Origin of the sequence: Streptomyces sp. NPDC091271 (assembly GCF_044757505.1) — a bacterium.
In the GTDB taxonomy this organism is placed as follows: Bacteria; Actinomycetota; Actinomycetes; order Streptomycetales; family Streptomycetaceae; genus Streptomyces.
Genome location: NZ_JBIVVD010000009.1, coordinates 283761 through 308839, shown reverse-complemented (window position 1 = coordinate 308839; position 25079 = coordinate 283761). Strand labels below are relative to the sequence as shown.

Genomic DNA, 25079 nt, shown 5'->3' with positions numbered 1-25079 from the left:
GTCGCTCACGCGGTGCCTTCCTCACGCATCGGGATGCGCACGCCGCGCTCGTCCGCCACCGACTCCGCGATGTCGTAACCCGCGTCCACGTGCCGGATGACGCCCATGCCCGGGTCGTTGGTGAGGACGCGGCGGATCTTCTCGCCGGCCAGCTTCGTGCCGTCGGCGACCGAGACCTGGCCCGCGTGGAGGGAGCGGCCCATGCCGACGCCGCCGCCGTGGTGGATGGAGACCCAGGAGGCGCCGGAGGCGACGTTCACCATGGCGTTCAGGAGCGGCCAGTCGGCGATCGCGTCGGAGCCGTCGAGCATGGCTTCCGTCTCGCGGTAGGGGGATGCCACCGAGCCGCAGTCCAGGTGGTCGCGGCCGATCGCGAGCGGGGCGGCGAGGGTGCCGTTGCCGACCATGTCGTTGAACATGTCGCCCGCCTTGTCGCGCTCGCCCTGGCCGAGCCAGCAGATGCGCGCGGGCAGGCCCTGGAAGTGGACCCGCTCGCCGGCCATCCTGATCCAGCGGTGCAGCGACTCGTTCTCCGGGAAGAGGTCCAGGAGCGCCTTGTCGGTCTTGTGGATGTCCGAGGCCTCGCCCGAGAGCGCGGCCCAGCGGAAGGGGCCCTTGCCCTCGCAGAAGAGCGGCCGGATGTAGGCGGGCACGAAGCCGGGGAAGTCGAACGCGCGCGTGTATCCGGCGAGCTGGGCCTCGCCCCGGATCGAGTTTCCGTAGTCGAAGACCTCCGCGCCCGCGTCCATGAAGCCGACCATGGCTTCGACGTGCGTGGCCATCGACTCACGCGCGCGGGTGGTGAAGCCCGCCGGGTCCTTGGCCGCGAACGAGGCCATGTCGTCGAGGTCGACGCCGACGGGGAGGTACGCGAGCGGGTCGTGGGCCGAGGTCTGGTCGGTCACGATGTCGATGGGGGCGCCCTCGGCGAGCATGCGCGGAAGGAGCTCCGCCGCGTTGCCGAGCAGGCCGATGGAGAGCGGACGACGGGCGTCGCGCGCCTCCACCGCCAGCTGGAGCGCGTGCTCCAGGGAGTCGGCCCTCACATCCAGGTACTTGTGCTCGATGCGGCGCTCGATGGCGCGCGGGTCGACGTCGATACAGATCGCGACGCCGTCGTTCATCGTCACCGCGAGGGGCTGGGCTCCGCCCATGCCGCCGAGACCGGCGGTGAGGGTGATCGTGCCGGCCAGGGTGCCGCCGAACTTCTTCGCGGCGACCGCGGCGAACGTCTCGTAGGTGCCCTGGAGGATGCCCTGCGTCCCGATGTAGATCCAGGACCCGGCGGTCATCTGGCCGTACATGGTGAGCCCGAGGGCCTCCAGACGGCGGAACTCCTCCCAGTTGGCCCAGTCGCCGACCAGGTTGGAGTTGGCGATCAGGACGCGCGGCGCCCATTCGTGGGTCTGCATGACACCGACCGGCCGCCCGGACTGGACGAGCATCGTCTCGTCCTGCTTGAGCGTCCGCAGCGTACGGACCATGGCGTCGAAGGACCGCCAGTCGCGGGCCGCCTTGCCCGTGCCGCCGTAGACGACGAGCTTGTCGGGGTGTTCGGCGACCTCGGGGTCGAGGTTGTTCTGCAGCATGCGGAGGGCGGCTTCCTGCTGCCATCCCAGGGCGCTCAGTTCCGTACCGCGCGGTGCCCGTACGGGGCGGGGTCCTGACATGGCGATGCCTCCTCGCGAATGTGACTCTCTTATTCACATCCTGTCGGTCTGAATACTCCTAGTCAACAGGTGAGACCTCCGCCTTCCCCGGGCAGGCCTGAAGTCATCACTCTCCCGGGGAGGCTCCGTGCCCGCATCGCAGCCCACGACGTCAGCCGGTGAGCCCGCCCTCAAGCGGGCCATCGGCCCCAAGCTCCTCATCCTGTTCGTCATCGGCGACATCCTCGGCACCGGCATCTACGCCACCACAGGCAAGGTCGCGGGCAAGGTCGGCGGGGCTCTCTGGCTGCCGTTCCTGATCGGTTTCGTGGTCGCGCTGCTCACGGCGGCCTCGTACGTCGAGCTCGTCGGCAAGTACCCCAAGGCGGCCGGCGCCGCGCTCTACACCCAGAAGGCGTTCAAGGTCCCGTTCCTGACCTTCATCGTCGCCTTCATGGTCATGTGCTCGGGCCTGTCCTCCGCCAGCGCCGCGGCCCGCGCCTTCAGCGGTGACTACCTCGGCGAGTTCACCGACGTCCTGCCGCCCACGCTCATCTCGATCCTCTTCATCCTCGCCCTCGCGGCGATCAATCTGCGGGGCGTCGCCGAGTCGGTCAAGGCGAACGTCGTCCTGACGCTCGTCGAACTCAGCGGGCTCGCGGTGATCCTCTCCATCGGCGCCTACGCCGTGTTCGCCGGCGACGGCGAACCCTCCCGGCTCACCGACCTGCAGACGGGCGGCACGGGATACGCCCTGATCACCGGCGTCCTCGGCGCCACCGCGCTCGGCTTCTTCGCCTTCGTCGGCTTCGAGGACTCGGTGAACATGGCCGAGGAGACCCAGAACCCGGCCCGGACGTTCCCGCGTGCCATCTTCATCGGCGTCGCGGTGACCGGCACCATCTACGTCCTGGTCGCCCTGGTCTCGTCCCTGCTCGTCGACTCCCGCACCCTGGAGGGGTCCAGCGGCCCGCTCCTCGAGGTGGTGAAGGCGGGCGGCATCGACTTCCCGCCAAAACTCTTCGCGCTCATCGCCCTGTTCGCCGTCACCAACTCAGCACTGATCAACATCATGATGGCCTCACGGCTCTGCTACGGCATGGCCAACGAACACATCCTTCCCCCCGCGATGGGCAAGGTCCTCGCCGAGCGCCGCACCCCCTGGGTCGGCATCCTCTTCGTGACCGTGCTCGCCGTCGGGCTCGTCTCCACCGGCGAGATCGAGGGTCTCGGCGACACCACGTCCTTCCTGCTCCTCTGCGTCTTCGCCGTCGTCAACATCTCCGTGCTGGTGCTGCGCAAGGACCGCGTGGACCACCACCACTTCCGTACGCCGACGGTGCTGCCCGTGCTGGGGGCGATCACCTCCCTGATCCTGGCAAGTCCGCTGGCCGACAGGGCCGCCGACGTCTACATCCGGGCCGGGATCCTCCTCCTGATCGGAATCGGTCTCTGGGCGGTCAACAAGGCGGTGATGTCGGCCCGCGAGAAGGCCTGACGACGGACGGAGGCGGACCGGATCCGCGACGGAACGACAGCCGGCCGGACACATTCCGGCCGGCTGTCGCGCGTCCATTACACGGCCCGCCGCATGTACCTGTGGAAAATGCCAGAACTCCCACCAGGCGCACACACGTTGCGTAGCCTCTCCATTACATCCGTACGCCACGTCGGGAGGGAGTCCGCGTTGCCCGGGATCGACGAGTGCCTGATCGAAGTCATGAGGCTGCCCGGTGCCCGGGGTGCCGCGGTGGTCGACTGGACGAGCGGTCTCGCGCTCGGCACCATCGGCGAGTCGCCCAACGGCGACCACGAGGCCACCGCCGCCGAGACGGCCGAGGTGGCGAGGATGGCCGCCGAACAGCCGGTCTTCGCCCAGGCGGAGACGCCCACCGGCTTACCCGGGCCGCCCGCCCCCGCCGTCGAGGACGTCATCGTCACCACCGCCCCCGGGTACCACATCCTCCGTTTCGTCGAGACGGCCTTCGACAGCAGCGTCTTCCTCCACCTCTGGCTGGACCGCGCGGAGGGCAACCTCGCCCTGGCGCGCATCCGGCTCGGCGAGATAGCGGAGCGGCTGGTCCTGGCATGAGACCCACCGCCACCGTCCGGCCCGGCCCGGCCGAACGGGCCGCGCCCTCCCCGATGCTGCAGCGGCTCGAGGCGGAGCGGGCCACCGGCGCACTGATGCGCGACCGCGGCACCCTCTATCTCGCCGACGGCCAGGTCGTCCACGCGGAGAGCCCCGCGACCCCCGGGATCGACGTCCTGCTCACCACGGGCGGGGCCCTGCGCTCCGAAGGCTGGTGGGACGCGGTCGCCCAGGCGGGCGCCGGACAGCGGGTCGGCCGCTACCTCGTGGACAGCGGCCGGGTCCCCGGCGGCGCGCTGGAGCTCTGCCATCTGGGCGCCCTGTACGACGCGGCGTTCTTCGCCCTGGCCCCCACGCACACGCCCGCCCGCTTCCGCTACGGCGTCTCCCACTGGATCGGCCCCGTCCGCCCCGTGCCCGTGCACGCCGTGCAGCGCGAGACGCTCCGGCGCCGGGAACTCCTGGACCGGATCTGGCCGGACGCGCTCACCGACAGCGCGCCGCTCTCCCCCACGGCCCACCCCGTGGACGCCCCGGTCCCGCCGCGCCAGCGCCGCGTCCTGGCCCTGGTGAACGGCGAGCGCACGGCCACGGACATCGCCCAGGAGCTGGGCCGCTCGGCCTTCCACATCCTGGTCGACCTGCGCCGGCTCGCGGCCGCCGGACTGGTCGAAGCGGTCCGCCCCGCCGCAGCGGGCTCCGCGTCCGGGCCCGGACGCATCACGCTGCCCGAGGTCACGAACGACCCCGACGTCGCCCTGCTGCGCCGGCTCAGAGACGCATTGGAGGCCTTGTGATACGCGCGCTCAGACAGCGTGCCGGGAGGAGACAGCTGATGGTGCCCGAGGCAGAGGTGCAGGACGTCCTCGACGAGCTCCAGCGGTTACGCGCCCGGGTGCCCCTCCTGACCGGCGCGCTGGCCGCCAGTACGGACGGCCTGATCGTCGCCCAGGACACGCCGGGCGTCGAGGCCGAGGGCGTCGCCGCGCTGACCGCCGCCGCACTCGGCGTCTCGATCCGGATGACCGACGCCACCGGACGTGGCGGCTTCCGCGAACTCCTGATCCGTGGCGAGAGCGGCTACATCGCCACCTACGCGGCGGGCTCCTCCGCCGTCCTCACCCTGCTGGCCGAGGACCGCATCAACGTCGGCCGCCTCCATCTGGAAGGACGCCGCGCCGGGGCGCGCATCGGCGAACTGGTCGACGCCTCCCAGGACCGGCCCGACCGCCCCGTGCCGCCTCCACGACCGCAGCAGTCGCGGGCCCTCCCCCGCCGCACCGTCACACCGGATTCCACGTGACACCCGCCGCGGCCCGTCACACACGCGCCACCGAAGGACAGCGCACCACCAAGCAACGGACCGGCCACCGGGCCGGCCAGGGAAAGGAAACGAGCACTATGGCCAACACCGAAGCGTCACTGAAGGATGCGATGGCGTCGATCGAGGGGACCCTCGGTGTCGCACTCGTCGACTACACCAGCGGCATGGCCCTGGGCACCCTCGGCGGTGGCAAGGACTTCAACCTCGAGGTCGCCGCGGCCGGCAACACCGACGTGGTCCGGGCGAAGCTCCGGACCATGGAACACCTGGGCATCAAGGACGAGATCGAGGACATCCTGATCACCCTCGGCACCCAGTACCACCTGATCCGGCTGCTCAAGACCCGCGGCAGCAACGGCCTCTTCCTCTACCTCGTGCTGGACGGCGGCCGGGCCAACCTCGCGATGGCGCGCCACCAGCTGCGGAAGATCGAGGCGGAGCTCGAAATCTGATCCGGCTCCCTCACCGGCGGCGACGCCGTGCCCCACCGGGCGCGGCGTCCCCCGCCACGGGTCCGGTCGTCCGGTAGGCCTTCACACGCCTGCCCGTGGGCCGTCCGCGCTCCACCCAGTCGGTGCGCACCCAGTACAGGACGTCGTCCCGCCGCTCCCGCTGCCCGAGCCGTACGGCCTTCAGCCAGAGCCCGGCCCCGGCACCGGCCATCACGAGGCCGCCCGCACCGGGCAGCACGTACGCGCTCGCGAGCGCCACCAGGAACGCGCCGGCCGGCCACCAGCGGCAGCCACGCCGCCGGTTCCGTACGGTCACGTCCCGGTCCTGGAGGAAGTCGCCGCGCCCGGCCCGCGTGGCGCCCTTCGCGAGCTCCGCGTACCGCCCGGTGCGCGTGAACGCCACGGCGGCCAGGGTCACCAGGAACAGCGCGGCCCCCGCCAGCAGTCCGATCCGCCGGCCGGTGAGCCCCGGGACGAACGCCCCGACGCCGGCCGCCAGCAGCCCCGGCCACCACAACGGCGCGGCGCCGGCCCTCACGATCACGGCCACCCTCGCCAACGACTGCGCTCCGCGCCCCACGTCCGTACCCCTCTCCCGCCGTCCCCTGTGGACCTTCCGGTCGCGGAGATTAATAGGCGCAGATGAGCGACGTCTGAGAATCGGAGGAGCCGGCCACCGCCCGGCGTTCCGACCGCCCGTCCGGGAGTCCGGCTACTCGACGAACAGCCCCCGCGCGGCGGCCCGCGCGTCGAACTCCTCCAGCCGGGCCTGCGCCTCGGGCAGCCCGTCGCACATGGCCTCCAGCAGTACCCGGCCCAGCAGCATCGGGGCGCACGCGGTGTCGAAGGCCAGCCCGGTCCCCACGGCCGCCGGGATCAGCAGATCGCTGTGGGCGGCGACCGGTGCGAACGCCGAGTCGGCCACGGTCACGACGGTCAGCCCTCGCTCCCGGGCGTACGCCAGCGCGTCCACGACCTCGCGCGGGTGCCGGGGCAGCGCGAAGCACATCAGCGCGCTCGCGCCCGCGCGCGCCGCCGCGTCGACGCGGTCGTGCAGCATGCTGCCGCCCTCGTCGAGCACCCGCACATCCGGGTGCACCTTGGCGGCGAAGTACCCGAACCCCCGGGCCTGCGAGGACGCGGCCCGCAGCCCGAGCACGAGCAGGGGCCTCGACCCGGCGAGCAGCCGCCCCGCCCGCTCCACGGGGGCCGGATCGGCGAGCAGTTCGGACAACTGCCGCAGGTTCTCGATCTCCGCGCGCACGGCCTGCTGGTACTCGTTGAAGCTCTCCTCCGCCCCGCCCCCGTCGGCCGCCCCGTCCGGGGTGACCTCCCTCAGGTGCCTGCGGAGCGCGGGGTACCCGTCGAAGCCCAGCGCGACGGCGAAGCGGGTGACGGACGGCTGGCTGACCCCGGCCAGTTCGGCGAGCTCCACGCTCGACAGGAACGGGGCGTCGGCCGCCCGCCGCACCATGGAGTGCGCGATCCGCCGCTGGGTGGGCGTGAGCCGCTGTCCCTCGAAGAGCCGCTGCAACCGCGCAGCCGGGCTGCTCCCGCTCATGCTGTCCCCTCCAGAGTTCCGGCGCACCGGTCCGGCACCGAGGAATCCATTCAGCCAGCAAGCGGTCTGAATGTCCATATACAGGCGCCGGTCCGGCCCGGCCGCTCGCATTGCGGGACCGCCCTCCGCTGCCGACCCTGGGAGCATGATCCCAGCCAATACGAGAGGGCCGGGCGGCGTCATCGTCCGCTACGGCGATGCCGAGGCCGAGCACGTGCTGAGCGTCTACGCCGACCTGCGCTGCCCCTACTGCAAGCGCATGGAGCTCGATCTCGGAGCCGTGATGGAGCGGGCCGCGGACGAGGGCAGATTCGCGGTGGACCACCATTTCGGCACGTTCATCGACGACTCCGCGGGCGGCAGCGGCTCCATGGAGGCGCTGGCCGCGCTGGGAGCCGCCGCGGACGAGGGGCAGAAGCCGTTCATGCACTACCTGCGGGCGCTGTACGCCGATCAGCCCAGCGAAGACGTGGACGCCTTCGCCGACCGGGACACCCTGCTGCGGCTGGCCGACGAGGTCGAGGCACTGCACACCGACACCTTCCGGCAGAAGGTCGGTGAGCGCACCTACCTGCCGTGGGCGGCGCAGGTGTCGGCCGCCTTCGGGAGGAGCGGCGTCCGGTCCACCCCGACGGTGCTGATCGACCGCACCCCGGTCCCGGTCATCAACTCCCTGGGGTACGCGGTCACGCCCGAGGCGTTCCTCGCCGAGGTGTCCTCCCGCTGAACGCCCGCCCGGACCACGCGCACCGTCCGGGGTCAGAAGACGACGCGGGCCGCCGTCAGCGCGGCCCGCGCACCGGGCTCGCCCTCCAGCTCCAGGCGGCCGCGCACCTGCCGCCTGGACACGTGCCGGGCGAAGTCGACCGCGTCGGCGTGCAGCGTCGCCGCCGGGGTTCCGATGCCCAGCAGACGGCGGCCTCCCGCGGGCCCGGTGAGGTCGATCTCCACAGCGGGGCCCGTCCAGGCGAGGGCCAGGTCGAGCACCACCTGGTCCACGATCTCCCGGTCGTGTCCGTCGAGGACCGGCTCGACCCCGATGGCGCCGCAGAGGTCCAACCGGTGCATCCAGGTGTCACGGGCCACGAGGACGTTGCCGAGATAGTCCATCGAGTCGTCGGGCAGTGCCCTCGCCTCGGGGTAGAGGAGGCTCAGCCTGGCCCTGCGGCGGAACGGTGCGGGCATGCGGCGCAGGGCGATGAGGGCCTGGGGTGCGAAGTGGGCGAGAGCGCCGATCAGTTCGCGGCCCGGCACGGCCTTCCTGTCCTCGATCTGCGCCTCGTTGTGCCCGTCCAGCCGGCCGAGGTGCGGATGGGTCCGGGCGGCCCGCCGGATCCGGCGCACGGCGACCCAGGGGCGCGGCACCTCCTCGTACTGGCCGACGGTGTGCGCCAGCATGTCCCGGACGTTCCAGCCGGTACAGACGGTCGGGCGCCGCCAGTCCTCGTCGGAGAGCTCACGGAACGTGGAGAGCGTCGCCCGGAGCTCGGCCTCGTTGACCAGGCGGGCCCGCGTCCCGGACGTCCGGGGGATGGCCCGGGCGGAGGATGTCGTGGTGGCCATGGGCGCGCCTCCCGTCTCCCGTCCTGCGGCAACAACGCTACGCCGACGGGGCACGGCCCGCCCTGTGTGACGGGCCTCCGAAACAGGGGGGCTAGCCCCACTGACCCGGGCGCCCCGGCTTCGTACCGTAAGCGTATGGAAGCCCGTGACCCTGAGCTCAGGCGAGAGCTCGACGCCACCCTGCAGGCCCGCGGCGAGCTGGGGCCCGAGTACGAGTCCGCGCTCATCGACTCCTTCCTGGAGAAGGTCGAGCAGCGGCTCGCCGGCACGTACGACCAGCGGACGAGGAGGCAGCTCGCCGAGCAGCAGATGGCTGCCGCCCGGGGTGCCACGCAGCCCGCCGGGCCGGTCGGCACCTTCGGGGAACGGTTCGGCTTCGGGGTCGTCTCGCTGGTGCTGGCCATCCCCCTGTCCGCGATCGGCGTCGCCAACGCCGGGATCGAGGGGCTCGTCGTGGCGTGGCTGGGGATCTTCGGCGTGAACGCCGTGCACGCCGCCCGCGTGTGGCCGTGGGGCCGGGGGAAGCGGCGGACCTCGTCCGACTGGGACGGCTGAGGGAAAAGACAAGGGAAAAGGATAATCGCGGGGACCGCCGCACCCCCGGTCGCCCGGGGGGCGGGACGACGGCGGTCCCCGCGAGGGACGCGGTCCCGGGTCAGGGCCGGATGCCGCGTCCTGGCGACGGTGGAGGTCCGGGAGCCGCTCCGTAGTCCGTGTCGCCGTATGTGGTGTCGGCGGGTTTCCCTGCCGACACCCATTACTGTGCCGGAGCCGTGTTAAGCCGGTGCTGCGTCAACGTGTCGCGCTCGTACCGTTTTCGCGAACCCGGGAAACCCGGGCGCTACGGCTTGGGCGCCGCGTCCTTCGCCAGGAACGCCAGCAGGTCCTGCCTGCTCACGACTCCGGTCGGCTTGCCCTCGACGAGGACGATCGCCGCGTCGGCACCGTCCGCACCGCTGAGCACGGCCATGAGGTCCTCGACGGGCTCCCCCGAGCCGACCTGCGGCAGCGGGGCCGACATGTGCTTGTCCAGGGAGTCGGAGAGCGTGGCCCGCTGGGTGAACAGCGCGTCCAGGAGCTCACGCTCCACGACGGAGCCGATGACCTCGGCGGCCATCACGTCCGGGTGTCCCGCGCCCGGCTTCACGATCGGCATCTGGGAGACGCCGTACTCCCGGAGGACGTCGATGGCCTCGCCGACCGTCTCCTCGGGGTGCATGTGGACGAGCGACGGGAGCGGCCCCTCCTTGAAGTCGAGCACCGCGCCGACCCGGGCGGACGGCCCGGCGTCCTCCAGGAAGCCGTAGTCGGCCATCCACTCGTCGTTGAAGATCTTGCTCATGTAGCCGCGGCCGCTGTCAGGCAGCAGGACGACGACCACGTCCTCCGGGCCGAGACGCTTCGCGACCTCCAGGGCCGCGACGACCGCCATGCCGCAGGAGCCGCCGACGAGCAGGCCCTCCTCCTTGGCGAGGCGGCGGGTCATCTGGAAGGAGTCCTTGTCCGAGACCGCGACGATCTCGTCCGTGACCGTACGGTCGTAGGCGCTCGGCCAGAAGTCCTCGCCGACACCCTCCACGAGGTAGGGGCGCCCCGAGCCGCCGGAGTAGACCGAGCCCTCAGGGTCGGCGCCGACGATCCGCACCCCGTTCCCGCTGATCTCCTTGAGGTAGCGGCCCGTACCGGTGATCGTGCCACCGGTGCCGACGCCCGCGACGAAGTGGGTGATCCGTCCCTCCGTCTGCTCCCAGAGCTCCGGGCCCGTGGTCTCGTAGTGCGAGCGCGGGTTGTTGGGGTTGGAGTACTGGTCGGGCTTCCAGGCCCCCGGCGTCTCCCTGACCAGGCGGTCGGAGACGTTGTAGTACGAGTCCGGGTGCTCTGGGTCGACGGCCGTCGGGCAGACGACGACCTCCGCCCCGTAGGCGCGCAGCACGTTGATCTTGTCCGTGGACACCTTGTCCGGGCAGACGAAGACGCACTTGTAGCCCTTCTGCTGGGCGACGATCGCGAGGCCCACACCGGTGTTGCCACTGGTGGGCTCGACGATCGTGCCGCCGGGCTTCAGCTCGCCGCTCTGCTCGGCGGCCTCGATCATGCGCAGCGCGATGCGGTCCTTCACCGATCCGCCGGGATTGAAGTACTCGACCTTGGCCAGGACCGTCGCCTGAATGCCTGCCGACACATTGCGCAGCCTGACCAGCGGGGTGTTGCCGACAAGACTGATCATCGAATCGTGGAATTGCACCGTGTACTCCGGGATCTCCGAGATGGTCAGGCAAGAGTATGCGTACGGGCAGGAGATTGGACGAAGCGATTGAGCTACGCCCTCCACGGGGCAGGTAGTGCTGTGTACGGCTGTACGGCGCGGAGGAGGTGGACCGGACTGTGTCGAGAGCGAGGGTGGCGCGGCGGATCGCAGCGGGTGCGGCCTATGGGGGCGGCAGCGTCGGGCTGATCGGCGCGGCGACGGTGGGCCTGGTACTGGCCGAGGTGCAGCTGGCGAAACGGCAGGTGGGCGGGGGCAAGGCCCCGGTCCCGCCGAGTGCGGACGGACGGTACGGGGTGGCGTTCGCCGGTCCCGCCGATCCACTGCGCTTCGTCATGCTCGGCGACTCGACGGCGGCCGGCCAGGGCGTGCGGAGAGCCGGGCAGACCCCGGGGGCGCTGCTGGCGTCCGGGCTGGCGGCGGTGGCCGAACGACCGGTGGATCTCCGGAACGTGGCCCTGCCGGGGGCCCGGTCGGACGATCTGGAGCGGCAGGTGTCCCTGGTGCTGGCCGACCCGTCAGGGGTGCCGGACGTCTGCGTGATCATGATCGGCGCGAACGACGTGACCCACCGGATGCCGGCGACGCAGTCGGTGCGCTGTCTGAGCACGGCCGTACGGAGGCTGCGCACGGCCGGTGCGGAGGTCGTGGTGGGCACCTGCCCGGACCTGGGCACGATCGAGCCGGTCTACCAGCCGTTGCGGTGGCTGGCCCGGCGGGTGAGCCGGCAGCTGGCGGCGGCCCAGACGATCGGCGCGGTGGAACAGGGCGGGCGGACCGTCTCGCTGGGCGACCTGCTGGGGCCGGAGTTCGAGGCGAATCCCCGGGAGCTCTTCGGTCCCGACAACTACCACCCCTCGGCCGAGGGGTACGCGACCGCTTCGATGGCGATGCTGCCGACCCTGTGCGCGGCTCTCGGCCTGTGGCCGGAGTCCGACCACCTGGACGGTTCCCGCCGCGAGGGCATGCTGCCGGTCGCCAAGGCGGCCTCCCGTGCCGCGCGCGAGGCGGGCACCGAGGTGACGGCGGCACGCGCGCCCTGGGCCCTGCTCAAGCACCGCAGGCGCCGGCGTCTGCCCGCCCATACGGAACCGGTGCCGCACGACGGCACGGGGACGGACACGGACGGCGGACCGATGCCGGGACACGGGTCGGGGGCGACGTGGCGGCGGGCCTGAGCGCGACGCCCCGCCGCCGCGGGAACATTTTGGGAAACTGAGCGGTTGCTTAGAAAAGAGGTCCGCATCACATCGCCTGTTGGGTGACCTCAGCTATACGTCCGGGTAACTTCCAAGGCAGTCCAGCCTTCCTGCCTTCCAGCCCTCATGGAGCCGCGTGATGCCCGAAGCCGTGATCGTCTCTGCTGCCCGTTCGCCCATCGGCCGCGCCTTCAAGGGGTCCCTCAAGGATCTGCGCGCGGACGACCTGACCGCGACCATCATCCGGACGGCGCTGGCCAAGGTCCCCGAGCTGGACCCGAAGGACATCGACGACCTGATGCTCGGCTGCGGCCTCCCCGGCGGCGAGCAGGGCAACAACCTGGGCCGCATCATCGCCGTACAGATGGGGATGGACCACCTCCCCGGCTGCACGGTCACCCGCTACTGCTCGTCGTCGCTCCAGACCAGCCGCATGGCGCTGCACGCCATCAAGGCCGGCGAGGGCGACGTCTTCATCTCCGCCGGTGTCGAGATGGTGTCCCGCTTCGCCAAGGGGAACTCCGACAGCCTGCCGGACACGCACAACCCGCTCTTCGCCGACGCCGAGGCGCGCACCGCAGCCCGCGCCGAGCAGGAGGGCACGAGCTGGACCGACCCGCGCGAGGAGGGCCTCGTCCCGGACGCGTACATCGCGATGGGGCAGACCGCCGAGAACCTGGCCCGGATCAAGGGCGTCACCCGCCAGGACATGGACGAGTTCGGCGTGCGGTCGCAGAACCTCGCCGAGGAAGCCATCAAGAACGGCTTCTGGGAGCGCGAGATCACCCCCGTGACCACGCCGGACGGCACGGTCGTCTCGAAGGACGACGGCCCCCGCGCCGGCGTCACCCTGGAGGGCGTGCAGGGCCTGAAGCCGGTGTTCCGCCCCGACGGACTCGTCACCGCCGCCAACTGCTGCCCGCTCAACGACGGCGCCGCCGCACTGGTGATCATGTCCGACACCAAGGCGCGCGAGCTGGGCCTGACCCCGCTGGCCCGCATCGTCTCGACGGGTGTCTCCGGCCTGTCCCCCGAGATCATGGGCTACGGACCCGTCGAGGCCAGCAAGCAGGCGCTCGAGCGCGCCGGGCTGACCATCGACGACATCGACCTGGCCGAGATCAACGAGGCGTTCGCCGCCCAGGTCATCCCCTCCTACCGTGACCTCGGCCTGCCGCTGGACAAGGTCAACGTCAACGGTGGCGCGATCGCCGTGGGCCACCCCTTCGGCATGACCGGCGCCCGCATCACCGGCACGCTGATCAACAGCCTGCAGTTCCACGACAAGCAGTTCGGCCTGGAGACGATGTGCGTGGGCGGCGGCCAGGGCATGGCCATGGTCATCGAGCGGCTGAGCTGAGCCGCAGCGGAGGGTAGGGGGCGCCCGAGGAACGAGGGCGGCACCTGCCCGCAGCGGAGGCGAAGCTCAGCGCGACCACAGGCCCAGCGCGGCTGAGCTGAGCCGCAGCCGAGGGGCCGTGTTGAATCGAGCCGAGCTCCGATCGTGACCGAATCTCCCCCAGGATGTGATCTGCGTCCCGGGGGAGAGTCGTTTCTGCAGGTCACACCAGCCACAGAGCTAAACACCAGGCCCAAAGACCTGTCCAATTCGTGACGTAATGCACTGACAGCAGGCATCGGTACAGGACAAGCTGATGTAGGAAGTCGGGGGTGTCGATTGAAACCGGGAGTATGTCAGTGAGCGCCATGCCGTTTGCCCTGTTGCTGACCACCGCCGCTGCCACGGCCGTCGGCGCCGCCGCTCTGCACGCCGCTCACGGGCTGCGCAAGCAGGTCACAGCCCTGCGCACGGAGCTGGCGGAGGGACGCAGCCCGCACGCATCCGTGCCCGAACAGCAGAACCGGAGTGCCGGCACACCCGCCGAGGAGATACGCGCGGCGGTCGCCGACGCGCTCGCCGAGGAGCGGGAGCGCGAGCTCGCCGAGGCCCGCGCCTTCTGGGCGGCCCAGGAAGCACGCGACGCCGCCGACGCCCCATCCCTGCTGGGCGGGCTCGGTGAGGACGCCCCGTTCTTCATGCCCCGCCAGACGGACTTCGCGGGCCTGGAGGCGATGGACCTCGAAGTCGGCGACGCCCTGGACGAGCTCGCCGAGCTGGCGGAGCTCACCGACATGCCCGAGGTCACCGAGTACGCCGAGGACTCCCCCGAGCTGGCCGCGGCCCGTCGCCGCCACCCGTCACACCCGGACTTCGTCCCCGTGCAGACACCCGTCGTCACCGACCATGAGCGTACCGTGAACCGGCTGGAACGGCTCGCCGATACCGCTACGGAGCTCACCGACGTGCGGCCGGGCCCCCTCGGGACGCTCGATGTGTACGTCTTCGCCGACGGCACCACGCTCTGTATGACCCCGGGCCACCGGGAGACCGCCGAGCGGCTCGCCGACTCGCTGCGCTCCGGTGAGCAGCCGGTACTGCTGGGCGGTTCGGGAGTCTCCGGCGCCTACGCGCTGACGTTCTCCTGCGGCGAGGAGAACGTCTACATCCTCGCCGACCGCGTCATCGCCTCCTTCTAGCGCGGCCCGGGCGCGAACGCCCGCACCGCCGCCTCCTCGACACATCGCACGGCCTCGTCCAGCTCCTGGGACGAGGCCGTTTCCAGTGCCACAGCCAGGTCCCGCCCGGCCACCGCGAGCTGGTCGCCGACCGCGAATATCCCGGCGTCCGGCATGATCCTGGGCTCCCGGTCCGGGGCCTCGGCCCGCTGGGCCCGGGCCGACAGCTCCCTCGCCGTCGCCAGGGCCTCGGCGGCGACGCCGCGCTGCAGCCGGCTCTGCGGGGTACTCCGCAGCCGGTCGGCGAAACGGTCCACGGCGGTGATCAGGGGCGTCGTATCTAGCACGCCGTGACCCTACGCGCCCCCGCAGGATGGTTGCCAACGCGCCGATGCTCGGGCACGGTGTCGGGAAGGTCCAGCAACGCGCACTGCGTCGGAGGCGCCGATGTCGCATGTCTTCTCCGAGGAAACCCATCGCAACCTGCTCTCCCGGATCCCCCACCGCACCGGTCGTGACATCTCCGACTGGCTCCGCACGGTCGACGAAGGCCCCTCCCTCTTCCGCTTCGAGGAGAAGGTCAGCTGGCTGCGGAGCGAACACGACCTCACCTACGGCCACGCCAAGGCGATCATCCATGAGTACGACCTGAGGCGGGCCGCGCGGAAGCTCCTCTGAGCCACCCGCTCCCCCGCGACGACGAAACGGGACGGCCCGCAGGCGATGAGCCTGCGGGCCGTCCCGTCGTCGTCGTGCCTACGGGTCAGTCGTTCCCGTTGAGGATGGAGAGCAGACGCAGCATCTCCAGGTAGATCCACACCAGGGTCAGGGTGAGGCCGAAGGCCGCCAGCCAGGACTCCTCGCGCGGTGCGCCGTAGTTGATGCCGTCCTCGACCTGCTTGAAGTCCAGGGCCAGGAAGCACGCGCCGAGGATGATGCCGACGACTCCGAAGAGGATGCCCAGACCACCGCTGCGGAAGCCGAGGCCGTCACCGCCGCCGAACACGCTGAACAGCAGGTTGACCATCATCAGGAGCACGAAGCCCACGGCCGCGGCCATCACGAAGCCGTAGAAACGGCGGGTGACGCGGATCCAGCGCATCTTGTACGCGATGAGGACACCGGCGAAGACACACATGGTGCCCATCACCGCCTGCATCACCGTGCCGGGGCTGATGTAGGTGCTGACCGTGCTGGAGATCACTCCGAGGAAGACACCCTCGAAGGCCGCGTAGGCAAGGATCAGCGCCGGCGCGGGCTTGCGCTTGAAGGACTGGATGATCGCGAAGACGAACGCGATCAGGGCGGCGCCGATGGCGATGCCGTAGGACTTGCCGAGATTGGCCTCGTCGACCGGCAGCAGGGCCCAGGAGAGTGCGGCGGTGAGCACCACGGTGCCCAGCGTCATGGCCGTACGCGTGACGACGTCGTCGATCGTCATCGCGCCGGAGCGCGCGGGCGCCTGCGGGGCGCCGTACTGGGTGTCCTGCTGGGCGTAGGGGTTCGTGGCGTACGGGTTCGCGGCGGTGCCCTGCGCGTACGGGTTGGCACCCGCTGCGGGGGCCCCGGCCTGCGGCGCCGCGTTGAAGCCCGCGTAGCCGTTGTCGCGGCTGAACCCCCGTCGCGAGAAGACCGGGTTGCTGCTCCTCATTTCACTCCTCCATGGCCACCTCGCGCGGCCTTGCGTCAAGAGTAATGGGTAGGCAAAAGAATCACCCTAGTACCGGAGGAGGATCTTCATGGAGGCCGACGGCCCCGGCCCCTCCCGCGCGGTACCGAGAACCCTCGTACCCGCCGGGCGCATCCGCAAAATGCGTGCGCGACCGGCCGCCCGGCCGCCGCGCACGCACAGTGATCACCCGATGCGGGGAACGTGACCACCGGCGAGACGGACCGAAGAGGTTGACAGCTGAAGTACCGTGCGGCCGCCCGGGCTCCACCGACCGTGCGGTGGTGCCCGGAGCCGGACTCGAACCGGCACGCCCCCGAGGAGGCAGCGAGGTTTAAGCTCGCCGTGTCTGCATTCCACCACCCGGGCGTGGGCGCGCGGCTCCGCTTTGGCACAAGACCCTATCCGGGGGCATCCCTCGAACAGCGGAACATCCACTCGATGTTGTCTTATTTTATTGACCGTGTGAGGGACCGTCAGACACTGGGCACCGCATCAGCACACGCCCGGCCCGGTCGGGGGGTACGAACCCCGGCAAACGGGAATGACGGAAAGTCGCCGCACCCGCACGGCCCAATACGCCATGGGCCGCGCCACCGTTCGCCAGGGCCCGCCACCTCAGCCGTCGACCGTGTCGTTGACGCACCGGAGAACCGGCCGTGAGCCCAGCGCCTCCGGGTCCTTCAGCACCGCGCCCGTGACATGGAACACGGTGCTCTCACCGGGCAGCAGAGTGACGAGCATGTCGTCCACCTCCGCCGCCGGATCCAGCCGGTCGGGGAAGAGTGCGACATCACGCAGCAGTGTCCGCGCCGTCACCGTGACCCGGTAACCGATGCCCGATTCGTCACCCTGGGTGACCGTGGCCTGATACCGCGCCGGCGGCAGCGCGAGACGGGTGTCCTCCTCGTAGAACTCCACCACCCGCTGCTCGCCCAGCTCCGCCACCAGCACCTCGCGGGCGCTGTCGTCCGGCTCGGCGACCGAGGACGGCAGGGGCACGCGGGTGATGCCACGGGCCGCCGTGCCCACCACGACCGTCTCCTCGGCCAGGACGGCACCCTCCAGGGAGCGCCGGGTCAGCCGCAGCGTGCCCTCCCACGGGCGGGCGGAGTCGTTGACCAGGTGCAGGGCTCCGTCCCGTACGGCCATCAACCGGTCCGCGTACACCGCCCGCAGGGCGTACCAGAGCGGCTTGCGGCGTCCGTCCCCGTCGACGGCCGCCCAGGACACGACCGGCCAGCAGTCGTTGAGCTGCCACACGACCGCACCCATGCAGTACGGGCTGTGCGAGCGGAAATGGCGGATCCCGAAGGCGACCGCGCGGGCCTGGTTCAACTGGGTGAGCCAGTGCCAGTCGTCGAAGCCGGACGGCTGCGGGAGGTGGTCCCCCAGGCCCCGCAGCAGCTTGGCGTCGCCGTCCTCCGCCTTCTGGTGGTGGGCGAGCAGCGGGGTGCCCGGCCCGAGCGGGCCGCTGACGGCGCGGCGCAGTGTGGCGTACGCGGGCGGGCCCTGGAAGCCGAACTCGGCGACGAAACGGTGGGCGGTGTCGGCGTAGTGCCGGTAGTCGACCCGGTTCCACACCTCCCAGAGGTGGACCGTCCCCAGGGAGGGGTCGTTCGGGGGCAGCTCAGGGGACCCGGAGTAGGGCGACCCCGGCCAGTACGGACGGGAGGGATCGGTCTCGGCGCAGAGGGCCGGCAGAAGCTCGTGGTAGTAACCGTGGCCCCAGGTGCGGCCCTCCAGCTTCTCCTGCCACCCCCAGTCCGCGTGGCCCTCCAGGTTCTCGTTGTTGCCGCACCACAGCACCAGTGAGGGATGAGGGGCGAGCCGGACGAGGTTCTCGCGCACCTCCGCGGCCACCTCGTCGTACAGCGGCTGCTCCTCCGGGTAGGCCGCGCAGGCGAACGGGAAGTCCTGCCAGACCAGCAGCCCCTTCTCGTCGCACAGGTCGTAGAAGTCGTCGCTCTCGTAGAGGCCGCCGCCCCAGACGCGGATCAGGTTGACGCCCGCGGCGACCGCCTGGTCGAGGCGGTCCGAGACCCGCTGCCGGGTGATCCGGGCGGGGAAGCAGTCGTCCGGGATCCAGTTCACCCCGCGTACGAAGACGGGCTCGTCGTTGACGGAGACACGGAACGCCTCGCGCTCCAGGGCGACGCCCCGGAAGCCCGTCCTGCCGCTCCACGCGTCGTCACCGAGCCGGACGGTGACGTCGTACAGGGGCTGTTCGCCGTGGCTGTGCGGCCACCAGCGCACCGCCCCGCGGACGGGGAGCGTGACGGTGGCGCGGTCCCGCCCCGCGGGGACGGAGAGCACGGCCCGTTCGCCGGCCACCTCGACCGTCGCCTCCAGGGGGCCGTCCCCGGCACCCCGGTCGACATCGAGGGTGACCGTCAGGCGCGGCACCCCGTCCTCGTCGAGGTCGCCAAGCACCTTGACCTCGGCAATGCGCGGGCCGGTCCAGGACTCCAGCGCGACCGGCCGCCAGATGCCGGAGGTGACCAGCGTCGGCCCCCAGTCCCAGCCGAAGTTGCAGGCCATCTTGCGGATGAAGGCGTACGGCTCCGCATACGCGCCGGGCCGGTCGCCGAGCTTGTCGCGCAGCTCCTCGGCGTAGGTGTACGGGGCGGTGAAGCGCACGACGAGGGTGTTGGGCCCCTCGCGCAGCAGCGGCCGGACGGGGAAGCGGTAGCCGCGGTGCTGATTGGCGGTGGAGCCGATCTCCGTGCCGTTGAGCAGGACGGTGGCGACGGTGTCGAGGCCGTCGAAGCACAGGTCGCTGAACTCGTGCTCGTCGGCGGACCACTCGAAGTCGGTGCGGTACGTCCAGTCGGTGCGGCCGATCCAGCCGAGCCGGCTCTCGTTGTCGTCCAGGTAGGGGTCGTCGATCAGCCCGGCGGCCAGCAGGTCGGTGTGGACGCAGCCGGGGACGGCCGCCGGGACGCCTCCTGCGGGGAGCCCCACGGGGACGGTGCTGTCCGCGCTGAGTGTCCAGCCGTCGTGCAGGGGGAGGTGGCGAGGGGTCACGCGGAGGTCCTTCCGCAGTCGGGGAGTCCGGCGCAGGCGACGAAGTGGTCCGGCTCGGTCTCGTACAGGTCGCTGTTTCCCGCGCCCCCTTCGTGGAAGGCGCAGGACCCCACGGGTTCGGCCGGCGTCCAGGGCTGGTTCAGCCGGGGCACCGCGGCCAGGAGGGTGCGGGTGTAGGGGTGCAGGGGGTTGCCGAAGACCTTCTGTGTGTCGCCGCGTTCGACGACGCGGCCGTTCCTCAGCACCACCGTCCTCTCGGCGAGGTAGGTGCCGAGCGACAGGTCGTGGGTGATGTAGAGGACGCCCAGACCGCGTTCCTTGAGTCCGGCGAGGAGGTTGAGGACGTCGATGCGGGTGGAGGCGTCGAGCATGCTGGTGATCTCGTCGGCGACCAGGAAACGCAGGTCGAGCAGGAGCGCGCGGGCGATGAGCAGGCGCTGCAGCTGGCCGCCGCTGAGCTGGTGCGGGTAGCGGCCGAGCACCTGCCCGGGGTCCAGGCGTACGTCCCGTACCGCCTTCTCCACGCGGTCGGCCCACTCCTTGTCGGAGACGCCCGGGTGGTAGGCGCTGCGGACGAGGGCGAAGACGCGGTCGGCCTTGAAGACGGGGTTGTAGCAGCTGAAGGGGTCCTGGAAGACGCCCTGGACCCGGCGGTAGAAGTCCTTGCCCGGCCGGACCTGTTCGCCGTCGAGGGTGAGGCTGCCGGCGCTGATCCGGGTGAGGCCCAGGACCATGCGGCCGATGGTGGACTTCCCGCTGCCGCTCTCGCCGATGAGCGAGACCAGTTCGCCGGGGGCCGCCTCGAAGGACACCCGGTCGACGGCGGTGACGGATCCGCCGCCGAAGGCGCCGGCCCGGAAGGTCTTGGTGACACGGTCGAGGGTCAGCATCAGGCCGCCTTCCAGCATGCGACGGTGTGGCGGGGGGCGACCTCGACGACCGGCGGTTCCTCGGCGCACCCGCTGTCGGCGAGGGGGCAGCGGTCGCGGAAGCGGCAGCCGGCCGGCGGATTCAGCAGGGAGGGCGGAGAGCCCTCGATGCCGCTGAGCGGCTTGTCCTTGTACCGGGCGCCGACCTGGGGCAGCGAACCGATCAGCATCTTCGTGTACGGGTGGCGAGGAGCGGTCGTCAGCACCTTCGTGGGCGCCTTCTCGGCGAGCTTGCCCGCGTACATCACCATGATCGAGTCGGCGATGTGCGAGGTCAGCCCGAGATCGTGGGTCACGAAGATCATGCTGGTGACCAGGCCCTTGTCGCGGAGACCCGTGAGGGCGCCCACGACCGCCTGCTGGTTGGAGACGTCCAGGGCCGAGGTCACCTCGTCGGCGATGAGGACGGACGGGTCGAGCAGCGTGGAGATCACCATGACGGCGCGCTGCTTCATGCCGCCGGACAGCTCGATCGGATAGCGGTCCAGGACATCGGGTTCCAGACCGACCAGGGCGAGCCTGCGGTGCAGTTCGCCGGTGTCCACAGTGACGCCGCGCGAGGCGAGGAGCTCGCGGATCATGCGGCCGATGCGCCTGGTCGGGTTGAGCGCGCTCATCGAGTACTGCGGGACGAGCGAGATCTTGTGGAAGCGGTAGGCGTTCATAGCCCGGTCGTCGGACAGCGGCAGTTCGTCGCCGTCCAGCGTGACGGTGCCGCCCACGTGCCGCATCCGGCCGTCGAGGCGGATGAGGGACTTGCCCAGGGTGGTCTTGCCGCAGCCGGACTCGCCCGCCAGGCCCAGGATCTCGCCGTCCGCCAGGTCGAAGCCGACGCCGTCCAGGGCCCGGACCTCGCCACGCAGCGTGCGGTAGTGGACCCGCAGATCGTTGACGGTCAGGGTCATGAGCTCAGGACTCCCTCAGCTTCGGGTTGAAGACCTCGTCGAGGCCCACGTTGGCGACATAGAGCGCACCGACGATCGCGGTGATCCCGGCGCCCGGCGGGATGAACCACCACCACATGCCGAGTTGGAGCGCGCTCCACTGCTGGGCGCTCTGCAGCATCAGGCCGAGCGAGACGCCCTCGGTCGGGCCGAGCCCGATGAAGTCCAGCGAGGAGGCGATGAGGATGGACCCGCCGAAGAGCAGGATGAACATCATGAAGAGGTACGAGCTCATGTTGGGCGCGATCTCGCGGAACACGATCCGCCAGGTGCCGCTCCCGCTGAGCCGGGCCAGGTCGACGAACTCCCGGGTGCGCAGCGAGAACGTCTGCGCCCTGATCGCGCGCGCCGCCCAGGGCCACGAGGTCAGGCCGATGAACAGGCCCTGCACGGCGACGCTGCGCACCCCCATGTAGGCGTTGATGATCAGCAGGACGGCGAGGGCGGGGATCACCAGCACGACGTTGGTGACCATGTTGAGGATCTCGTCGGTGACCCCGCCCCGGTAGCCGGCGAGGAAGCCGACGACCATGGCGATGACGGCGGCGATGGCCCCGCCGACGACGCCCACCAGGAAGGTGGCGCGCAGTCCGTGCACGAACTGGGCGTACACGTCCTGGCCGAAGGTGGTGGTGCCCATCCAGTACGTGCCGTCCGGCGCGGACGCCTGCGGGCCCACGTATTCGTTGGGGTTGCCGTTGTCGAGCAGCATCGGTCCCACGACGCCGATCGCGAGCAGGATGACGACCAGGCTCACACCGATGATCAGCTTGGGGTTGCGCACCGCGTAGTGCAGCGACTCGCGGCCGGGCTTGGCCACGGGGGTCCCGGCGGAGGGGGCCTCGGGCGCCGGGTCGGGCAGTGTGCTCATGACGTGCCTCCTGCCATGCCCGTACGGGTGCGGGGGTCGACGACGACGTACACGATGTCGATGAGGAAGTTGGCGATCAGTACGCCGATGACGATGAACAGGAACGCCCCCTGGAGCAGGAAGAAGTCCTGGTTCTGGATCGCCGCCAGGATCAGTGAGCCGAGCCCCGGATAGGCGAAGACGATCTCGGTGACGAGCGCTCCGGCGACCAGCACACCGAGCTGGAGCGCCAGGCCGGTGACCTGGGGCAGCACGGCGTTGCGGAACGCGTAACGGCGGATGAGCCGCTGAGGGGCGCCGAGGGCGGAGAGATAGGAGGAGTAGTCGGACTCCAGCTCGTAGATGATCATGTTGCGCATGCCGATGGCCCAGCCACCGAGCGCGACGAGGAAGAGCGAGAGGAACGGCAGCACCCAGTGGTGCAGCGCGTCGACTGCGAAGTCGCCGTTCCAGCCGGGCTGGATGTCCAGGCTGTAGCCCCCCGATATGGGGAACCAGCCGGCCTTCGCACCCAGCGCCCAGGCGAGGATGACGGCGATCCACATGTACGGCATGGCCGTCAGCAGATAGCCGGCCGGCAGCACGGTGTTGTCGAGGACCTTGCGGCGGGCGGACAGCGCGCCGATCCAGTTGCCCACGAACCAGCTGAGCAGGACGGCCGGGATCATCAGGCCGAGCGTGTACGGGAGCGCGTCGAGCAGGACGTCGCCGACGGGCGTGGGGAAGACGAAGATGGAGATGCCGAAGTCGCCCTGGAGCAGCGCCCCCCAGAAGTGGAGGTACTGCTGCCACAGCGGTTCGTCGAAGCCGAACAGGTTGTTGTAATAGGTGCGCATCGCCTCGGCGGCCTCCGGCTGCGAGACGCGGGCGCGGGCGACCATGGCCGAGACCGGGTCACCGGGCATGAAGCGCGGAATCATCCAGTTGACGGTGACGGCGACGACGAACGTCAGTCCGTAGATGAGAAGTTTGCGGGCGAAATAGCGGCGCAAGGGTGCTCCCCTGGTGGAGAGCCCCGCCGTGCGCGCACGGTCAGGTGCACGCGCACGGCGGGGCGGTCACGGAATCAGAACTGCCGCGTCACTTGGCGGGCTTCAGCTGCGTGAGCGTCTCGAAGCCGCCCATCTCCAGCCAGTTGCGCCAGAGGGCCGGCGCCGTCTTGGGGGCTCCGGCGGCGTCCGACGGCCAGTTCTTCCAGGTCCCGGTGGTGGACTGCGACCAGAGGCCGTTGTACCAGAGCGGGATGATGGGCATCTCGGTCAGCTGGATGTCCTGGATCTTCGACACGGCGGCCTTCATGCCCGCCGTGTCGTCGGTCTTGACCCCGCCGAGCTCCTGCACCAGCTTCCAGGCCTCCTCGTTCTCGTAGCGTCCGAAGTTCACCGTGTTCTGCTGCTTCTGGACCGGCAGCTGGAAGATGTAGTCGTAGTACGTCCACGGGGTGTTGGACAGCTGGCGCTCGTTGTTGATGACCAGATCGAAGTCGCCCTTGCCGCGCTGCTCGTTCAGGGCGTTCTGGTCGGGGAACTCGGTGCTGACCTTGATGCCCGCGTCCTTGGCCCCGGCGGCGATGACCTTGGCCGCCTCCATCCAGTCGGTCCAGCCCGAGGGCACTGCCAGCTTCAGAGCGAGGGCGGAGCCGTCCTTGTTCTCGACGAAGCCGTCGCCGTCCTTGTCCTTGTAGCCGGCGTCCGCGAGCTCCTTCTTCGCCGCGGCGGCATCGTGGGTGAAGCCCTTCTCCGCGATGAGGGCCTTGTCGTCGAACTGCTCCCACTGCGGCAGCAGGCCGGTCGGCGAGGCCGGCTTGACCAGGTCGCCGTAGACACCCTTGACGATCTTCCCGGTGTCGACGGACGCGGCGAGCGCCCGGCGGAAGGCCGCGTCGTCCATCGGCTTCTTGGTGGTGTTGGGCACCAGCCAGGCGGTGTTGGCCGAGAGCATGTACGGAGCCTTGTCGTAGTACGACACGACCTTCTTGCTCTTGACCAGCGAGGACGCGCCGGGCAGGAAGTTGTTGCTGAGGTCCAGCTGGCCCTGGCCCAGCTGGCCGATCACCACTTCGTTGCTCGGGTTGGAGACGTCGACGATGTAGCGGGGCGCCGGCGTCATGCTCAGCGCCTTCGTGCCCCACCAGTCGTCCCGCCGCTCCCAGACGACCCGGTCCTGGGTCTTGCTCTTCAGCTTGTACGCCCCGGTGCCGACCGGCTTGTCGTTGACGCCGTTGAGGACGTCCTCGTCGGTGCGCGAGCCCCAGACGTGCTCGGGGACGATCGGCTGGCCGTAGAGGGTGTAGTCCCACTCCTGGTAGCGGGCCTCCTTGAAGGTGAAGCGGACCGTGGAGTCGTCCACCGCCTTCGCGTCGGACAGCCAGCTCCACAGCGAGTGGAAGGCGGAGGCCTCGATCTTGCCCAGGCCGTAGGAGTACGCCACGTCCTCGGCGGTGAGCGGCTTGCCGTCGGCCCAGGTGACGCCCTGGCGCAGCTTCACCTCGTACGTCTTGTCGTCGGTCCAGCTGCCGGACTCCGCGAGCCAGGGCGTCAGCTTGCCCTCGTTCGGGTCGAAGTGGAACAGGGTCTCGTAGACCAGGCCCTTGGTGCCGGTCGCGTGGTCCCAGTTGCGCAGCGGGTTGTAGTTGGCCGGAGGCCCCCACTGGGTGCCGGTCGTGTAGAGCGTCTCGTTGCGCGGCAGCGAGCCGCCCTTGCCGACCGCCCCGCCGGTGCCGCCCGTCCCCGAACCGCCTCCCGTGCACGCGGTCGCGGCGAGCGTGAACACGGCGAGTGCGGTGGTGACCCGCAGCCGGGTACGCGTACCCATAGCCCCTCCTTCTCCCCCGCGCGTCCCTGCCGAGCGGAGTTACTGAACCGGGTAAGTGCCGTGAAGGTATGGGGGCCCCGGAGCGGTGTCAAGGGAGCGGGAGCGCTCCCATTCCAGTTTTTCCAGGGACTTCCGAAGAGGTCTGGACCGCACCGGGGAAGACAGAGGTCAGGGGCTTGCGGCTAAGATGCGCGCTGAACAC

At 70.6% G+C, this 25079-nt stretch carries 24 protein-coding genes and 1 tRNA gene; 11 read left to right on the top strand and 14 right to left on the bottom strand.

Annotation, left to right across the window (positions count from 1 at the left end; genetic code table 11):
* Positions 1-5: 5 nt before the first annotated feature.
* Complete coding sequence (hutU, locus tag ACIQM3_RS33675) at positions 6-1670, bottom strand: urocanate hydratase (RefSeq protein WP_401631118.1); 1665 nt, start codon at positions 1668-1670, stop codon at positions 6-8.
* 127 nt (positions 1671-1797) lie between these two features.
* Between hutU and ACIQM3_RS33670 the strand changes: the two genes are divergently transcribed.
* The 5 genes from ACIQM3_RS33670 to ACIQM3_RS33650 all read left to right on the top strand — a co-directional run bounded on the left by ACIQM3_RS33670 (position 1798) and on the right by ACIQM3_RS33650 (position 5517).
* Positions 1798-3147: an APC family permease gene (locus ACIQM3_RS33670; RefSeq protein WP_401631116.1), complete on the top strand. Its 1350-nt coding sequence runs from the start codon at positions 1798-1800 to the stop codon at positions 3145-3147.
* A 189-nt stretch (positions 3148-3336) separates the two neighbouring features.
* A complete protein-coding gene (locus ACIQM3_RS33665) occupies positions 3337-3741 on the top strand; it encodes a hypothetical protein (RefSeq protein WP_401631114.1) in 405 nt (134 codons plus the stop codon).
* Entirely contained in the window at positions 3738-4538 is an 801-nt protein-coding gene (locus ACIQM3_RS33660; RefSeq protein WP_401631112.1) for a winged helix-turn-helix domain-containing protein, read from the top strand. The genes ACIQM3_RS33665 and ACIQM3_RS33660 overlap by 4 nt, the downstream gene beginning before the upstream one ends.
* A gap of 38 nt (positions 4539-4576) precedes the next feature.
* Positions 4577-5044, top strand: a complete 468-nt coding sequence (locus tag ACIQM3_RS33655; protein WP_401631110.1) for a roadblock/LC7 domain-containing protein — start codon at positions 4577-4579, stop codon at positions 5042-5044.
* A gap of 98 nt (positions 5045-5142) precedes the next feature.
* Positions 5143-5517: a hypothetical protein gene (locus ACIQM3_RS33650; protein WP_387389484.1), complete on the top strand. Its 375-nt coding sequence runs from the start codon at positions 5143-5145 to the stop codon at positions 5515-5517.
* 10 nt (positions 5518-5527) lie between these two features.
* Here the strand turns inward: ACIQM3_RS33650 and ACIQM3_RS33645 are convergent, their stop codons facing one another.
* Positions 5528-6067, bottom strand: a complete 540-nt coding sequence (locus tag ACIQM3_RS33645) for a hypothetical protein (RefSeq protein WP_401631109.1) — start codon at positions 6065-6067, stop codon at positions 5528-5530.
* A gap of 162 nt (positions 6068-6229) precedes the next feature.
* Complete coding sequence (locus ACIQM3_RS33640) at positions 6230-7078, bottom strand: MurR/RpiR family transcriptional regulator (protein ID WP_401631108.1); 849 nt, start codon at positions 7076-7078, stop codon at positions 6230-6232.
* A 145-nt stretch (positions 7079-7223) separates the two neighbouring features.
* Here ACIQM3_RS33640 and ACIQM3_RS33635 point away from each other — a divergent pair, with 145 nt between their 5' ends.
* The gene (locus tag ACIQM3_RS33635) at positions 7224-7805 is read left to right on the top strand and encodes a thioredoxin domain-containing protein (protein WP_401631107.1); all 582 of its coding nucleotides are present in this window, start codon (positions 7224-7226) and stop codon (positions 7803-7805) included.
* A 32-nt stretch (positions 7806-7837) separates the two neighbouring features.
* Here ACIQM3_RS33635 and ACIQM3_RS33630 read toward each other — a convergent pair whose 3' ends face one another.
* Entirely contained in the window at positions 7838-8641 is an 804-nt protein-coding gene (locus ACIQM3_RS33630) for a maleylpyruvate isomerase family mycothiol-dependent enzyme (protein WP_401631106.1), read from the bottom strand.
* 135 nt (positions 8642-8776) lie between these two features.
* Between ACIQM3_RS33630 and ACIQM3_RS33625 the strand changes: the two genes are divergently transcribed.
* Positions 8777-9196: a hypothetical protein gene (locus tag ACIQM3_RS33625; RefSeq protein ID WP_401631105.1), complete on the top strand. Its 420-nt coding sequence runs from the start codon at positions 8777-8779 to the stop codon at positions 9194-9196.
* 286 nt (positions 9197-9482) lie between these two features.
* Here ACIQM3_RS33625 and ACIQM3_RS33620 read toward each other — a convergent pair whose 3' ends face one another.
* Positions 9483-10886 carry a cystathionine beta-synthase gene (locus tag ACIQM3_RS33620; RefSeq protein WP_401631103.1) on the bottom strand — a complete coding sequence of 468 codons (1404 nt, stop codon included), beginning with the start codon at positions 10884-10886 and terminating at the stop codon, positions 9483-9485.
* A 155-nt stretch (positions 10887-11041) separates the two neighbouring features.
* Between ACIQM3_RS33620 and ACIQM3_RS33615 the strand changes: the two genes are divergently transcribed.
* The 3 genes from ACIQM3_RS33615 (at position 11042) to ACIQM3_RS33605 (ending at position 14644) form a co-directional block, all read left to right on the top strand.
* Entirely contained in the window at positions 11042-12085 is a 1044-nt protein-coding gene (locus tag ACIQM3_RS33615) for an SGNH/GDSL hydrolase family protein (protein WP_401631280.1), read from the top strand.
* 160 nt (positions 12086-12245) lie between these two features.
* Positions 12246-13466 (top strand): acetyl-CoA C-acetyltransferase, encoded by a 1221-nt coding sequence (locus ACIQM3_RS33610; RefSeq protein WP_401631101.1) that lies wholly within the window; start codon positions 12246-12248, stop codon positions 13464-13466.
* Positions 13467-13813: 347 nt separating this feature from the next.
* A complete protein-coding gene (locus tag ACIQM3_RS33605) occupies positions 13814-14644 on the top strand; it encodes a hypothetical protein (RefSeq protein ID WP_401631099.1) in 831 nt (276 codons plus the stop codon).
* Here ACIQM3_RS33605 and ACIQM3_RS33600 read toward each other — a convergent pair.
* Positions 14641-14970, bottom strand: coding sequence for a hypothetical protein (locus ACIQM3_RS33600; protein WP_401631097.1), 330 nt, complete (start codon positions 14968-14970; stop codon positions 14641-14643). The two genes, ACIQM3_RS33605 and ACIQM3_RS33600, sit on opposite strands and share 4 nt — an antisense overlap.
* A gap of 100 nt (positions 14971-15070) precedes the next feature.
* On the opposite strand from ACIQM3_RS33600, the gene ACIQM3_RS33595 reads away from it, so the two are divergent.
* On the top strand, positions 15071-15301 hold the full coding sequence (locus ACIQM3_RS33595; RefSeq protein WP_401631095.1) for a DUF4287 domain-containing protein: 231 nt from the start codon (positions 15071-15073) through the stop codon (positions 15299-15301).
* 85 nt (positions 15302-15386) lie between these two features.
* On the opposite strand, the gene ACIQM3_RS33590 is transcribed toward ACIQM3_RS33595, so the two are convergent.
* From ACIQM3_RS33590 to ACIQM3_RS33555, 8 genes are all read right to left on the bottom strand, one after another.
* The gene (locus tag ACIQM3_RS33590; protein WP_401631094.1) at positions 15387-16274 is read right to left on the bottom strand and encodes a Bax inhibitor-1/YccA family protein; all 888 of its coding nucleotides are present in this window, start codon (positions 16272-16274) and stop codon (positions 15387-15389) included.
* Between the two features lie 300 nt (positions 16275-16574).
* Positions 16575-16661, bottom strand: a tRNA-Leu gene (locus ACIQM3_RS33585).
* Between the two features lie 249 nt (positions 16662-16910).
* On the bottom strand, positions 16911-19319 hold the full coding sequence (locus ACIQM3_RS33580; RefSeq protein ID WP_401631092.1) for a glycosyl hydrolase 2 galactose-binding domain-containing protein: 2409 nt from the start codon (positions 19317-19319) through the stop codon (positions 16911-16913).
* Complete coding sequence (locus ACIQM3_RS33575) at positions 19316-20209, bottom strand: ATP-binding cassette domain-containing protein (RefSeq protein WP_401631090.1); 894 nt, start codon at positions 20207-20209, stop codon at positions 19316-19318. The genes ACIQM3_RS33580 and ACIQM3_RS33575 overlap by 4 nt, the downstream gene beginning before the upstream one ends.
* A complete protein-coding gene (locus ACIQM3_RS33570; protein ID WP_401631088.1) occupies positions 20209-21153 on the bottom strand; it encodes an ABC transporter ATP-binding protein in 945 nt (314 codons plus the stop codon). The genes ACIQM3_RS33575 and ACIQM3_RS33570 overlap by 1 nt, the downstream gene beginning before the upstream one ends.
* Positions 21154-21157: 4 nt before the next feature.
* Complete coding sequence (locus ACIQM3_RS33565; protein ID WP_401631086.1) at positions 21158-22063, bottom strand: ABC transporter permease; 906 nt, start codon at positions 22061-22063, stop codon at positions 21158-21160.
* The gene (locus ACIQM3_RS33560; protein ID WP_401631084.1) at positions 22060-23055 is read right to left on the bottom strand and encodes an ABC transporter permease; all 996 of its coding nucleotides are present in this window, start codon (positions 23053-23055) and stop codon (positions 22060-22062) included. The genes ACIQM3_RS33565 and ACIQM3_RS33560 overlap by 4 nt, the downstream gene beginning before the upstream one ends.
* Before the next feature lie 88 nt (positions 23056-23143).
* Positions 23144-24877 (bottom strand): ABC transporter substrate-binding protein, encoded by a 1734-nt coding sequence (locus ACIQM3_RS33555; protein WP_401631082.1) that lies wholly within the window; start codon positions 24875-24877, stop codon positions 23144-23146.
* Positions 24878-25079 lie beyond the last annotated feature (202 nt).